A 14,068-nucleotide genomic window follows, 5' to 3' on the forward strand; every position below is an offset into this window, starting at 1 on the left:
CAGTTGCACGCGCGTCATGCACTCAGGACTACAGGACCCGTCCCCGAAGCGGAGGCGCATCCCACAGATTGATCACGACTCGATACACGCCCTAGTCGCGCATCGTGCGGTACTGGCCCGCTGTCGCAGTATGCCAGCACACTTCAGATGCGTCTGACCTGGCCATTTACGGCGATTGCCGGGGGAGAGCACCGTGGAGCGGTCCCACGGCCGACGAGGGAAGCCCCGCACTCCGCCGACCTCACCGCACCGACGGGTCTGAATGTGACCCGGCGTCCGGTCAGCGGGGTGGACGCGGTGCGGGTGGGGTCAAGGTAGCCGTAGCTGTCGAGATGACTTTGGAACGCGCTCAGGCGTGTTCATAGCTCGGGTACCTGAGTCGGGTCGGGGCTGACGCGTTCGCCTCGTTCATCGAAGATGAGCAGGTTGCGTACGTCGATGAGGAGGGGGATGTGCTGGCCCCTTCGGTGGCGAGAGCCTGGTTCATCGCGGATGACGAGTTCGCCGATGCTCTTGCGGGCAGGGGACTGGGCCGGAGGCTGTACGTCGGCAGGAGGTATGGGGTGGCGGTCGAAGAGTCCGGTGCGGCGTCGCAACTGCCGCAGGAGGTCGGCGGCGCCTCTGCGGGCAGGGTGGTGAGTTGCGTGGTCGGGGAGCTGGGCCGGTACGTCGGCTCGTTGTCCGCCGAGTGATAGGTGGAGCAGCGCTTCGTGGCCTTGGAATTCGGTGTGCTCGACAACTCCGGTCATGGCTCGCTCGAAGGCCGTGGCGTGGGCCTTGTCGGCGATACGGATGGCTTCGGGGCGCAGCCCGATGAGAAGCGGTTGTCCTTGGACGACGCGGAGCATCTGGTGGTCGTGGGTGAGTGGGTAGGACAGGGTGAGTTTCTGGGCCCCGAAGTTGAGCGCCATGACGCCGTCTATGGGGGCGTACACCGTGCCGTGCAGCAGGTTGATCCGCGGTGTGCCGACGAAGGAGGCGACGAAGGCATTGGTCGGCAGTGCGTAGAGGTTGCGGGGGGTGTCGACCTGTTGGAGGATCCCGTCGCGCATGACCGCGACCCGGTCGCCGAGTGCCATGGCTTCGGCCTGGTCGTGGGTGACGTAGATGGTCGTGGCCCCGGTGCTGCGGGTGACCGCGAGCATTTCGGTGCGCAGGCGGGTGCGCAGCCGGGTGTCGAGGCTGGAGAGCGGCTCGTCCATCAGGAAGACCGAGGGGCGCCGGACCATGGCGCGGCCCATGGCGACGCGCTGGCGCTCGCCGCCGGATAGCCGTCCGGGGATCTGGTCCAGAAGGTGGTCGATGCCCAGCGTCTGGGCGACGGACCGCACCCGGGCGGCCACTTGGTCGTGGTCCTGCTTCTGGACTGCCAGGGGAAAGCCGATGTTCTGTGCGGTGGTCATGTTGGGGTAGAGCGCGAAGCTCTGGAAGATCATCGCGATGTCGCGTTCGCTGGGCTGGAGATCGTTGGCGATCTCTCCGTCGAGGTGCAGCTCGCCCCCGCTGATCGTCTCCAGTCCGGCGATCATGCGCAGCAGGGTGGACTTGCCGCACCCGGAGGGCCCGAGCAGTACGAGGAACTCCCCGTCCCGGACGGTCAGGGAGAGCTGGCGCACGGCCCTCTGCCCGTTGGGATAGGTCTTGGCGAGGTCGTGAAGGGTGATGGTGCTGCCCACGGGTGCTCCTGGTACGTGTCGCGCTTGGCGGGAAGAGAGGAGGGGGCGGTCAGGGGGTGAGTTCGTCGGCGGCGATGTGGAGGCAGGCGGCGACCAGGACGATGTTCTTGATGACGTACTGGCCTTCGAGGGTGGGAACGGCCGCGGTGTGCCAGGCGGCGTCCGGCAGTACGAGCAGGGAGAGGAAGACGCCGGCCATGTGCAGGAAGAACGCTGCCAGGGCCCAGCGGAGCAGGAAGCCGGTCAGGAGCGCGAGTCCGATGCCCGTCTCCAGGACCGCGAGCAGGAGCAGGCAGACCGGGGCGGGGATGAACCCCAGGGTCAGCTCGGTCATGGCCCCGATGGCGAAGCCCTCGGCCGCGCTCGCGCCGGGGAAGAACTTCAGGATGCCGAACCAGCAGAAGATCAGTCCGATGCAGACGCGCAGGACCGCGGGGCTGAGCCGCGTGTAGCGATGGGCGTGGGATGCGACGCGGCGTCGCAGGGGGTGCCGCAGGCCCAGCGCCGGAATGGTTGCCTGGTCGGCGCGAGCGGGGCCTTTCGCGGGGCGACGGTGGTGGGAGGTGCTGGTCATCGACAATCTCCTCCGCTGGAGACGATCACGGGTACTGGCTGCTGAGGCGCTGTGTCGGCGGATCGGCGGATCGGCGGCTCGGAGCCCCTGGTACTGCACAAGGGGAAGGGCCCCGCGCAAGGCAGTGCCTCCCGCGGGGCCCCGTCAGCCGACTGCGGTCAGCCGAAGTTGACGTCGCTGCACAGGAAGTACTTCTGGTCCATGTGCGACGCCTTCCAGACGGTCACCACGACGTGGCGTCCGCTGTAGCCGGAGGTGCTGACGTCCGTGACGTAGTGCGCCTGGTAGGGGTACCTGCCGGTCTTCTTCACCAGCTCGAGGTCGTCCCACCCGATCAGCTGGTACTCCGGGTTGAAGCCTTGCTTGGTGACGTAGACCTCGAGCCAGTCCGCGCCGTGTCGTGCCTCGTCGTAGATGTCGACGGTGAAGTCGGAGCCGATGTCGGTCATCTTCCACGGGCCCGGGCGGTCGAGGGGCCGGTAGTTCGTCTCGCCCTGGCCGCCGGCGCTGCAGATCTCGCCGTTGGGAATGACCTGCTTGTAGTTGTCGCCCGTGTTGTTGGCGTAGACGGCCTTCCACGCGCCGATGGCGTTCGCGTTCTCGTGGTAGGTCCGATAGCACATGGGGTCCTGGGACTCGCTGGGCTCGGTGTAGCCCCAGCGCTGCAGGCAGCCGTAGTTGCGGGTCTCGGGGGTGATGACGGTGCCGTGTGCGGAGGCCGCCGGCGCCTGGACGACGCCGAGGAGGGCGGTGGCCAGTACGGCGGAGCTCAGCGCGACGACGCGCGACAGCGGTGCGGGTATGCGGTTCATGGTGCTCTTCCTCCGTGTATGTGGAGATCACAGGCCGATCCCGACCAGTGATTTAGGTGCACATGACAGCTTGCGCGGGGGTCAGTGGTCGCTCAGGTGACTGCTCACCTCCTCTCGCCGGCGCGCGGGTCGGTTCCGCAGGGAGGCCAGGGACCACTGGCCGGGGCCGAGGGCGGCGATGAGCAGGAAGGCCCAGCAGAACAGCGCGGCGCTCTCGCCACCGTTCTCCATGGGGAACAGCCCGTCGCCCTGGTGGTGGACGAAGTAGGCGTATGCCATGGAGCCAGAGCACACGAAGGCTGCCGGGCGGGTGCCGATCCCGATCAGCACGAGTGCTCCTCCGGTCAGCTGGATTACCGCGGCCCACCAGCTGGGCCACTGTCCGGCGTTGGGCACCCCGCCGTGCGAGCCGCCTAAGACGTCGAAGAGGGTGGCGGCTCCGTGGCAGGCAAAGAGCAGGCCGGTCACGATGCGGAAGATGCTCAGGACGGGCTGTTCGAGCCGGGCTGACGGCATGTGGGGCAAGCCCTTCTACGGGGTGGCGGGGGAGGGTGTACTGCTGGGTCTGGTGGCCGGTGGCCGCCGCGGATGCGGCCACCGGCCCCTGGTGCGCTAGGCGGTCAGGTTGAACTTCTGGCTGGCCCAGGTGCCGCAGTCCCACAGGTGGAGGCGGGCTCCATTGGCCGTGCTCTGGCCTTCGACGTCGAGGCAGCGGCCGGACTTGAGGTTCTTCAGCGTGCCGTTGGCCTGGAAGGCCCATTTCTGGCTGTCCCAGCCGCCGCAGTCCCACAGGTGGGCCCTGGTGCCGTTGGCGGTGGCGCCGCCGACGACGTCCAGGCACTTGCCGCCGGACTTGAGCTGCTGGCCGTCCAGCGTCCAGGTCATCGAGGCGGTGTTCGCGCAGGTCCACTGCTGGATTGCGGTGCCGTTGGCCGTGCCGGCTCCGGCACGGTCGATGCACTTGGCGTTGCCGCCGTTGACGATCTGCCCGGAGCCCGTGCCCGGGTCCGGGTCGGGATCAGGGTCGGGGTCGCCGCCACCGGGGCCCCAGGCGTTCCAGTTGTCCCAGTTCTCGGCGTCGAAGCCGAGTCGGCCGGGCTTGTCCGCGCCCCAGTTGGTGCCGGACTTGTTGATGACGGTGCCGCCGACGGTGTAGTTCTCGAGCTTGAGGCCCTTGCCCTGGGTCGTCTCGTTCCCCAGGGTGACCTTCTGGCCGGCGGTGTTGGTGTAGCGCTTGAGGAGGCTGATCTGGCTACTCGGGTCGAGGCCGTTCCAGCTGTCGATCTTGAGATTCTTGATGTGGATGTTCTCGGTGCTGGAGAGGGCGAAGACGCGGATCGCGCAGTTGGTCTGGCCCTCGACGGTGATGTTCTCGAAGGTCATGTTCTTGACCCAGGTGCTGGGGTCGCCCTTGGTGGTAGACGCCGTGTCCTCCCAGTGGGAGGAGGAATTGAGGATGCAGGTGTTGTACTTGACGTCCTTCCAGTACATCCGGTTGTGGATGACGTGGGTGTTGGTCACCCGGACGTTGTCGATGTTGCGGGGCGTCCATCCCCACTGGATGACGGGGCCGTTCTCGTTCTTCCAGATGACGGTGTTATCGATGGTGACGTCGCTGTGGTACATCTTCAGCACGTCGTCGTTGGCGTTGAAGAACGTGTTCTTCATGGTGCTGCCGCGGTAGAGCTCGATGCCGTCGGTCTGCCAGTACCAGGAGCCGACCTGCTTGTAGTTGTCGACCCGCATCTGGAAGGTCTGCTCGTTGCCGTAGACGACGAACGAGTGGTAGGGCGGTTCGTTGATCGTCACGCCCTGCAGGTCGAGGTACTGCTGGGCGTTCGCGGACTCGAACTGGAGCATCTTCACGCAGGAGGCGTGGCAGTTCGACGCGCCGCTGAGGTGGTCGTAGTTGTTGTTGGTGTCCGCCTCGTAGACGTACTGCTCACCGGAGAGCACCCCGTACCCGGTCACCTTGTACAGGCCCTGGTTGTCGTGGAAGAAGCGGAAGGCTCCCTTCACGTAGGCGCCGGGTGCGATGTAGACCCACTTGACGTTGGGCGGGAGCACCGCGTGGTACTTCGAGCCCATGGTGTAGGTGCCGGGGCGGAAGTAGATGATCTCCTTGTCGATGTTGTTCAGGTTGGTGACCTGGCCGGGCTCGGGGTAGTGGATGCTCCCCGACGCGGCGGTGGGGATGAGCCGGTCCTTCTCCGCACCGGTCGGAGTCGGCTCGGCGAAGATCATCATCGAGTTGCGGGGCTCGGTGTGGATGGCCCGGTTGTTGCCGCCGCCGCTGGTGGTCAGCTTGCCGGCGTCGTTGGCCGGGCCTGACATGTCGTTGTAGGCGGTGTAGAGCTGCGGGTCGAACTCGACGGAGAACCGGTAGCCCTTGCTGCTGTAGGGCACTTTGATCCGGACGGTCTTGCTGTTGACGAGCTCCTTGGCGAAGTTCAGGCTGCTCGGCTTGATCTTGACCTGGTCGGCGGAGGAGATGCTCTGGTCGGTGCGCAGGGACACGTCGACCCACGCGTCGGCCGTGTACTGGAAGGAGGACCAGCTCATGGTGAGGTTCGCCGACGAGGAGAACTCCGCGCCGTCCTCCTTGGAGTAGCCGATCTTCCCCTTGCCGCTACGGGGGATGCTCATGTACGCGAACGAGTCGTACTTCGTCGTCGGCGCCGCGGCCGTGGCCACCTTGACGTCGTAGAAGGAGGACCGCCGCACCTTGTCACCGCCCACCGGGCTGCTGGTGTTGAACTCGTGGTTGTCGTGCCACCAGGTCTGCAGCTGCTCGCTGTTGGAGGTGTCACCCGCCGCTCCTGCTGCCGGTGCCGCCAGTAGCCCAGCCGCGGGGACGAGCTGTCCTGCCGGAGCGGGGGCGGCCGCGGCCAGGGTGCCGGCGGGAACGACGGCTCCGGCGAGCGCCAGTGCCAGGCCGGCGGCGATGGCCGCCAGCGGGTTGAGCCGTCGCAGTCTTCCTGCGGGCATGATGATGTCCTCTCCTTGATGAATCGGGGCATGGCCCCAGGGCACCCGCCTGGGGGCGGGCACGGACACCGCTGGGACAGCTGGAACAGCTGTGTGGCGGAGTCATCGGTGCATGCGGTCGCCCGTTTCCGGGGTTGACCGGGGTGCGGAGTGCGGCACTCGTCCTGGTCGGCGGTTCGTCTCTCTTCGAGGGAGCCGGCTGAGGGAGTCCACGCGGGGATCATTCGCAGGGCCAGGAGCGCAGGACACCGGTCCTGCGAGCGGAACGAACCGGTCCTGCCCGCCCCGAGGGGTGAGGGGACTGCAGGCGTGACGGCGACCGGTGGCCCAACAGGCCCTGGCTCCGCCCCGGTTGCCGGTTAACTTCCCGCCATTTCTTCCCCGTGTCAATGAAATGAACAGGATTCTTCGACGCAGGGGGCCAGCGCGCACCTAACAAGAAGCACAAAAGGCGCAAATAGGTAGCGAGTGTCCGACAGGTGCAGGCCATCACGGTTGCGTAACGCGCTGTTTTCTTCCTTGACGCACTTAAAGGCTGAGGGACACACTCCCGTCATAAGCAGCGACGCCGGCTTACACAGGTCGACGGCGTCCCAGCCGCAGGAGGCGCGATGACGATCTCTGCAACGCTTGGCAGTACCGGCCCCGCGCATAGGGGAAGCCCTCGCCGCCCGCGTCAGGTCCGATGGCGCTGAACCCGATGCAACGGCCCTGACAGACCACTACCTGGAGGCACCGCGTGATGAGCCCGTCCAAGATCCGGTTCTCGGAGCTTGTCAGTGAGCAGACCCGGGCGGAGATCTTCGCGACCGTGCTCACCGCAGGACCCCTGTCGCGCACCCAGCTCGCCCAGCGCCTGGGTCTGGTGCCCTCCTCTGTCACCCGTATGCTGCCGCCGCTCCTCGAGCACGATTACCTGCGCGAGAGCGACGCCGCCCCGCAGGGGCGGGGCAGGCCGCAGAAGATGTTGCACGTCAACCCCGACAAGCACGTGGTCGTCGGCATGAAGATCGGACCTCGGCAGGTCTCCGGCGTCGTGACCGACATGGCGGCCAATGTCCTGGCCCGCGGCGAGGAACCTCTGGCTGACTGCACCCCCCATACCGCCCTGTCCGCCGCCGCCTCCCTGACCGGCAGGCTCCTCGAAGAGGCGCCCGAAGCGGCGGACAGGGTGCTCGGCCTCGGCGTCGGTGTCAGCGGCCACGTCGATTCGGCGGCCGGGATCTGCCGCTACTCGTCCCTGCTCGACTGGAACAAGGTCGACGTGGCCGGTCCGCTGCGGGAGGCGACCGGGCTGTCGGTGGTCGTCAACAACGACGTCAACACCCTGGTCGTCGCCGAGCGCTGGTTCGGCGAAGGCCGCGACATCGACTCCTTCGCCGTGGTCACCGTCGGTCCCGGCATCGGCTGCGGCCTGCTCCTGGACGGCGCCCTCTTCGCCGGCGCCACCGGCCTCGCAGGCGAACTCGGCCACCTGCCCCTGGACCCCTCCGGGCCCATGTGCAGCTGCGGCCGGCGAGGGTGCCTGGAAGCCTTGGCGGGCGACCGCGCCATCCTGCGCCACCTCGCAGACGGCGGATTCCCCTGCGACACGATCACCGACGCCATCGGCCTCGCACGAGGCGAAGCCGGGGCGGCCCGCACCGTCGCCCGCTCCGCGTTCGCCGAAGCCGGCACGGCCCTCGGCAGAGGCGTGGCCGGCATGTGCAACCTGCTCAACCTGCAGAAGGTCATCATCGCAGGCGAAGGCGCGGTCGCCTACGACCTGTTCGGCCCGCACATGAGCGAGGCGATGGAAGCCCAGGCGTTCTCCACCGCGGCCACCGACTGCGACATCCACGTCGACCCCGCCCGTCACGACCTCTGGGCCCGGGGCGCCGCCTGCCTCGTCATCCGCGATGCCGTGGGCGCAGCCATCTCCTGACCCGCAGTGCCTGTGGGGGGCGGGCGCAACCCGCCACCTCCGGCAAAGTAACTGAAAGCAACCAAGCGATCACAATGAGGTTTGACGTGCCCGAAATCGAAGCCACTCCCGCCGACGCGTGGTGGAGCGAAGCGGTGGTGTACCAGATCTACCCCCGCAGCTTCGCCGACTCGAACGCGGACGGCATCGGCGACCTGCAAGGCATCATCGAACGGCTGGACTACCTTGCCCAGCTCGGCGTCGACGTCCTGTGGCTGTCCCCCGTCTACCCCTCCCCGCACGACGACAACGGGTACGACATCAGCGACTACCAGGACATCGACCCGCTCTTCGGCACCCTCGCCGACTTCGACCGGCTCCTGGCCGCCGTCCACGAGCGCGGCATGAAGCTCGTCATGGACCTGGTCGTCAACCACACCTCCGACGAGCATCCCTGGTTCACCGCCTCCCGCGACGAAGGCCCCGAGGGCAGCAAGCGGGACTGGTACATCTGGCGCCCCGCCCGCGAGGGCATGGAGCCGGGCACCCCGGGTGCGGAACCCAACAACTGGGGCTCCTTCTTCTCCGGCCCCACCTGGACCTACGACGAGAAGAGCGGCGAGTACTACCTGCACCTCTTCTCGCGCAAGCAGCCCGACCTCAACTGGGAGAACCCCACCGTGCGCCAGGCGGTCTACGCCATGATGCGCTGGTGGCTGGACCGAGGCGTCGACGGCTTCCGCATGGACGTCATCAACCTCATCTCCAAGACCCCCGGCCTCCCGGACGGCATCGTCCACGAGGGCGCCCTCCACGGCGACGGCAGCCCCCACTACATCTGCGGCCCCCGCATCCACGAGTACCTGGCGGAAATGCACCGCGAGGTCTTCGAAGGCCACCCGCGCCGCCTGCTCACCGTCGGCGAGATGCCCGGCGTCACCGTCGAGGACGCCAAGCTCTTCACCGACCCCGCCCGTCGCGAGCTCGACATGGTCTTCCAGTTCGAGCACGTCGGCCTCGACCAGGGCCCCGGCGGGAAGTTCGACGTCCGCCCGCTCAAGCTGACCGACCTCAAGGCCAGCCTCGGCCGCTGGCAGACCGGCCTCGGCGAGAGGGGCTGGAACAGCCTGTACTGGAACAACCACGACCAGCCCCGCGCCGTCTCCCGCTTCGGCGACGACAGCCCCGCCTACCGCGACCGCTCCGCGAAACTCCTCGCCACCGTGCTCCACCTGCACCGCGGCACCCCTTACGTGTACCAGGGCGAAGAACTCGCCATGGCCAACACCCGCTTCACCTCCATCGACGACTTCCGCGACATCGAGTCCCTCAACCACCACCGCGAGCAGACCGCCCACGGTGTCGACGAGGAACAGGTCCTGGCCGGACTCCGTCACCGCAGCCGGGACAACGCCCGCACCCCCATGCAGTGGGACACCTCCCAGCACGCCGGCTTCACCGCCGGCACCCCGTGGATCGCGGTGAATCCCGACCACACCCGTGTCAATGCCAAGGCCCAGCTCGCCGACCCCGACTCCGTCTTCCACTACTACCGCCGCCTGATCGCCCTGCGGCACACCGAGCCCGCCCTCACCCACGGCGACTTCCACATGCTCCACGCCGACCACGAGCAGCTCTACGCCTTCACCCGCCATGACGCGGCCTCCGGCACCGAACTGCTCGTCCTCGCGAACTTCGGTCCGGCCGACCTCACTGTCGACCTGCCCGACGGCTGGGAACGCAGCGAGACGCTCATCGCCAACGTTCCCGCCACCACACCTCTCAGCGCACCGCACACCCTGCAGCCCTGGGAAGCCCGCGTCCATCGCCGCAACGCCTGACCACCCCCACGGCCCCTTCAGCACCGTCTCCCCCCGCACCGCCCCGATCCGCGCACACCCAAGGAATCCTCATGACGACCATGCGCTTCCGTGCCACACGTCACACCACACGCCGAGCCCTGCTCGCGATGTCCGCACTGGCACTCGTCGCACCCCTCGCCGCGTGCGGCGGCGGCTCCGACACCGCAGAGGGAGACGGCAAAACCCTGCGCCTGTGGCACTACGAGCAGCAGGACGGTGCCCTCAGCAACGCCTGGGACGCGGCCATAGCCGAGTTCAAGAAGACCCACCCCGACGTGAAGGTCGTCTTCGAACGCAAGACGTTCGAGCAGATCCAGCAGAACGCGGGCATGATCCTCAACTCCGACAAGGCGCCCGACGTCATGGAGTACAACAAGGGCAATGCCACCACCGGCCTGCTCGCCAAGCAAGGGCTGCTCACCGATCTGACCGCCACCGCGAAGGAACGCGGCTGGGACAAGAAGATCAGCGAGAGCGCCTCCGTCACCGCCCGCTACGACGCCAACGGTGAAATGGGCGGCGACAAGTGGTACGGCGTCCCCAACTACGGCGAGTTCGTCCTGGCGTACTACAACGACGACCTCTTCAAGAAGCACAACATCGCCAAGCCCACCGACCTCCAGAGCTTCGAGGCCGCCCTGGCCGACTTCAAGGCCGCCGGGATCACCCCGCTCGCCAACGCCGGCAACGACCACCCCGCCGGCCACTGGCTCTACCTGCTGGCCCTGGCCAAGGCCAATGACGCCTGGGTCGACGACTACCAGCTCTACAAGGGCAAGGTCGACTTCCACGGCCCGGAATGGACCTACGCGGTCGAGACCTACAAGGACTGGCTCGACAAGGGCTACTTCGAGAAGAAGGACGTCGGCCTCAAGGGCAGCGACATGACCGAGCAGTTCGTCTCGCAGAAGCGTCCGATCATGGTCGGCGGCAACTGGTGGTTCGGCGGCCTGACCACGGACATCACCGACTTCTCCTGGTCCACCGCCGCCTACCCCGGCAGCAAGAAGACCCTGGGCTCCGGCGGCAACCACTGGGTCGTGCCCACCAAGGCGAAGAACAAGAAGCTCGCCGAGGACTTCATCGACATCACCATGTCGGACAGGAATCAGAAGATCCTCGGCGAAGAGGGCAACGTCCCGCTCGCCGCGAAGCCGGACTCCATCGAGAACCCCAAGTCCCGCGAGCTCATCACCGCGTTCAACACCTACCAGGACGGCAACGGGCTCGCCTTCTACCCGGACTGGCCGGCCCCCGGCTACTACGACACCTGGGTGGGCGCCACCCAGAACCTCATGAACGGCGGCAAGCCCCACGCCGTCCTCGACGAGCTCAAGGCCCCCTACGAGAAGTACACCGCCTCGCGGCGCTGAGGCTGACCCGCCCGCCCGCGCGTCAGTCCCTTCTTCCCGGGGACGGCGGCCCGCCCAGCACCGGGCCGTCGTCCCGCCCCTCTTGGAGCAACAGTGAAAACCACACGTCACCCGCGGCCCACGGGGTACGGCGCCTTCCTCGCCCCCGGCCTGCTGCTGAGCCTGCTCTTCCTCGTCGTCCCGCTGGTGATGACCTTCTACTACAGCCTCACCCAGTGGCAGGGCGTCGGCGAACCCACCTGGATCGGCTTCGACAACTACACCCGACTCTTCAGCGACGCCGACTTCTGGGCCTCGTTCCGCAACATCGCCTTCGTCATCGTCGGCATCGCCGTGGTCCCCACCCTGCTCGGACTCTTCCTCGCAGCCCTGCTCTTCGACTACATCGGCAAGAAGCACGGAGACGGATTCGTCAGCCTCTTCCGCTCCGGCCTCTACCTGCCCCAGGTCATCCCCGTCGCCGTCACCGGCCTGATGTGGGGCTGGATCCTCGCCCCCGAAGGCGCCGTCAACAGCGTCCTCGAAACCATCGGCCTGAACTCCCTGGCCCAGAACTGGCTCGGAGACCCCGACCTCGCCCTGTGGATGGTCCTCGCCGTCCTCGTCTGGATGCAGCTCGGCTACCCCCTGGTGCTCTTCCTGTCCGGGCTCCAGCGCATCGACCCCGAACTGTACGAAGCCGCCTCCCTCGACGGCGCCACCTGGTGGCAGCGCTTCACCCGCATCACCGTGCCCATCCTGCGGCCCGAGGTCTACGTCGTACTCGTCACCACCACCATCGCCGGCCTGAAGGTCTTCGCCCAGATCTTCGTCCTCACCGGCGGCGGCCCCGGCAACTCGACCCTCGTCCCCGCGTACTTCGCCTACCAGAACTTCTTCGAGCGCGCCGACGTCGGATACGGCTCCGCGATCTCCAGCACGATCACCCTGCTCGTACTGATCATCGCCGGAACGATGCTCACCCGCCAGGCCCGCGAGGACGGATGACCATGACCACGCACACCACCCCCACGGCGCCCCCCGGCCACCGGCGCAAGCCGGTCAAGGCCAAAGCGGGCAAGGGCAAAGCCACCGGCAACCGCCGCACCCCCGGCTCCTACGCCGTCCTGGCCGCCGTCGCCGTCTTCGTCCTCGCGTTCCTCGCACCCTTCATCGTCATCCTGCTCAACTCGTTCAAGACCAGCGCGGACTTCCGCACGAACGGCTCGCTCTCCCTGCCCGCTCAGTGGAACTGGAGCATCATCGCCGAAGTCTGGGACCGCGTCGGCTTCACCCAGAAACTTTTCAACAGCATCCAGATCAGCCTCGGCGTCGTCCTCATCGCCGTCCTGCTCGCCCTCTTCAGCGCCTACGCCATCGGCATCGGCCGCGTCCGCTGGCGCACCCCCTTCCTCATCTTCTTCCTCGGCGTCAACGTCCTGCCGCAGGAAGGCCTCGTCTACCCCATCTACTACCTCTTCAAGGAGATGGGCCTCTACGACGGGAAACTCGGCTACACCATCCTCGTCGGCATCACCTACAGCGCCTTCGGCACCTACCTCCTCTCCTCTGTCTTCGCCAGCTTCCCCCGCGAACTCATCGAAGCCGCCGCCATGGACGGAGCCGGCCGCTGGACCATCCTGTGGCGCATCGTCCTGCCCATGAGCTGGCCCACCCTCTCGGTGATGTGCGTCTTCTTCTTCGTCTGGAGCTGGAACGAGTTCCTCTACCCCCTCGTCCTGCTCATCTCCAACGACAACCAGACCGTCCCCCTCGGCCTCTCCGTCATGCAGGGCCAATACACCAGCGACCCCACCGCCATGAGCGCCGCAGCCCTCCTCGGCATCGTCCCCATGGTCATCTTCTTCCTCATCTTCCAGCGCTCCCTCACTCGCGGCATGACCGCCGGCGCCGTCAAGTAGCCCGCCCGCAACACCCCCAAGCCACCCCGGATCCGGCACGCACCGCCCCGCCGCCGGATCCGGGGTCATCCTCGCTCAGTGATCGGGCCTGTATGCACTGGACAGCCTCGGCACTCACATGGGCTTCAGGCACAGGCGTCATTTCGTGCTCATTTAGGGCCTCGTCCTGTGTCCTGGGACGATGTCCGGCAAAGGCGCATGCCAAGGGAGAACCGTTACGGCTGCGCCGACCGGCCATGCGGAAGGAACGACTGCGGGCCGCTGTCTTCGCGGACTGGCCGGCGTCGGCCGTCAAGGGCGATGGTGCTGAAGGCCAGAGGGCTCTGAGTGCCAGAGCGTGGGCGGGGATCGTGACGGTGGCGAGGACGGCGGCGAGCACCTTGTAGGTCAGGCGCTATGACAGGTGGTCGGCCAGCGCTGCGGTGAGAGGTGCGTAGAAGGTGGGCGCGAGTCCGCCCGCGAGCGTCACGATGGTCAGCGCGCGCACGTGGTCGGGGGCCCACCGGCGGGTGATGGCCGCGAAGGCAGGCTGGTAGAAGGTGGCCGCCATGGCGAAGCCCGCCGGCACCCGCCCGGTGAAGAACAGCGGCAGGTTCGGGGCGGCTGCGACGGTGAGGATGCTCAGCACGCCGAGGACGGAGCCGGCCGTCATGACGGTGCGGGGACCGCGGTGATCGATGATCCGGCCCACGCGGATTCCGGCGAACGCAAAGACGGGCAGGGCGAGGGAGAAGGCGGCCGTGGTCGCCCCGGTCGGCCAGCCGGTGTTCTCGGTGATCTGGGAGTCGAGAACGGGGAAGGCGTAGAAGACGATGCCCCAGCTGGTGATCTGTGCGGCGCACAGGGCTGGGAGCACGCCCGCGGGGCCGCGACCGGTCCCCTGTTCCGGCGGAGGTGGCGATGTTGCCGCCGAGGGTTCCGGCGTTACGGATCTGGGGCGGGCCGGCGGCGCGCGCCGAGGCGGCGAGGGCGGGGATCA

10 protein-coding genes and 2 pseudogenes are annotated in these 14,068 nt (G+C 67.4%); 5 read left to right on the forward strand and 7 right to left on the reverse strand.

All coding sequences use genetic code 11. From position 1 onward, the window contains the following. Positions 1 to 359 precede the first annotated feature (359 nt). The 5 genes from ABZ154_RS33410 to ABZ154_RS33430 form a co-directional block, all read right to left on the reverse strand. Positions 360 to 1,676, reverse strand: coding sequence for an ABC transporter ATP-binding protein (locus ABZ154_RS33410; RefSeq protein ID WP_356838109.1), 1,317 nt, complete (start codon positions 1,674 to 1,676; stop codon positions 360 to 362). A gap of 49 nt (positions 1,677 to 1,725) precedes the next feature. After that, a complete protein-coding gene (locus ABZ154_RS33415; RefSeq protein ID WP_356838110.1) occupies positions 1,726 to 2,250 on the reverse strand; it encodes a DoxX family protein in 525 nt (174 codons plus the stop codon). 158 nt (positions 2,251 to 2,408) lie between these two features. Then, a complete protein-coding gene (locus ABZ154_RS33420; protein ID WP_356838111.1) occupies positions 2,409 to 3,062 on the reverse strand; it encodes a lytic polysaccharide monooxygenase auxiliary activity family 9 protein in 654 nt (217 codons plus the stop codon). A gap of 81 nt (positions 3,063 to 3,143) precedes the next feature. Then, positions 3,144 to 3,578 carry a DoxX family protein gene (locus tag ABZ154_RS33425; protein ID WP_356838112.1) on the reverse strand — a complete coding sequence of 145 codons (435 nt, stop codon included), beginning with the start codon at positions 3,576 to 3,578 and terminating at the stop codon, positions 3,144 to 3,146. A 96-nt stretch (positions 3,579 to 3,674) separates the two neighbouring features. Beyond that, the gene (locus ABZ154_RS33430; RefSeq protein ID WP_356838113.1) at positions 3,675 to 6,050 is read right to left on the reverse strand and encodes a family 49 glycosyl hydrolase; all 2,376 of its coding nucleotides are present in this window, start codon (positions 6,048 to 6,050) and stop codon (positions 3,675 to 3,677) included. Between the two features lie 742 nt (positions 6,051 to 6,792). On the opposite strand from ABZ154_RS33430, the gene ABZ154_RS33435 reads away from it, so the two are divergent. From ABZ154_RS33435 to ABZ154_RS33455, 5 genes are all read left to right on the forward strand, one after another. Continuing rightward, entirely contained in the window at positions 6,793 to 7,974 is a 1,182-nt protein-coding gene (locus ABZ154_RS33435; RefSeq protein WP_356838114.1) for an ROK family protein, read from the forward strand. Positions 7,975 to 8,060: 86 nt separating this feature from the next. Beyond that, positions 8,061 to 9,794, forward strand: a complete 1,734-nt coding sequence (locus ABZ154_RS33440) for an alpha-glucosidase (RefSeq protein ID WP_356838115.1) — start codon at positions 8,061 to 8,063, stop codon at positions 9,792 to 9,794. Positions 9,795 to 9,865: 71 nt separating this feature from the next. Beyond that, the gene (locus tag ABZ154_RS33445) at positions 9,866 to 11,188 is read left to right on the forward strand and encodes an extracellular solute-binding protein (RefSeq protein ID WP_356838116.1); all 1,323 of its coding nucleotides are present in this window, start codon (positions 9,866 to 9,868) and stop codon (positions 11,186 to 11,188) included. A 93-nt stretch (positions 11,189 to 11,281) separates the two neighbouring features. Continuing rightward, complete coding sequence (locus ABZ154_RS33450; RefSeq protein WP_356838117.1) at positions 11,282 to 12,175, forward strand: sugar ABC transporter permease; 894 nt, start codon at positions 11,282 to 11,284, stop codon at positions 12,173 to 12,175. A gap of 2 nt (positions 12,176 to 12,177) precedes the next feature. After that, complete coding sequence (locus ABZ154_RS33455) at positions 12,178 to 13,089, forward strand: carbohydrate ABC transporter permease (protein WP_356838118.1); 912 nt, start codon at positions 12,178 to 12,180, stop codon at positions 13,087 to 13,089. A 289-nt stretch (positions 13,090 to 13,378) separates the two neighbouring features. Here ABZ154_RS33455 and ABZ154_RS33460 read toward each other — a convergent pair. Next, a pseudogene (locus tag ABZ154_RS33460) lies at positions 13,379 to 13,991 on the reverse strand (MFS transporter); the annotation flags it as partial. Next, a pseudogene (locus ABZ154_RS33465) lies at positions 13,965 to 14,068 on the reverse strand (FAD binding domain-containing protein); the annotation flags it as partial. The pseudogenes ABZ154_RS33465 and ABZ154_RS33460, both read right to left, overlap by 27 nt.

The organism is Streptomyces sp. NPDC006261 (assembly GCF_040613515.1).
Taxonomy (GTDB): Bacteria; Actinomycetota; Actinomycetes; order Streptomycetales; family Streptomycetaceae; genus Streptomyces.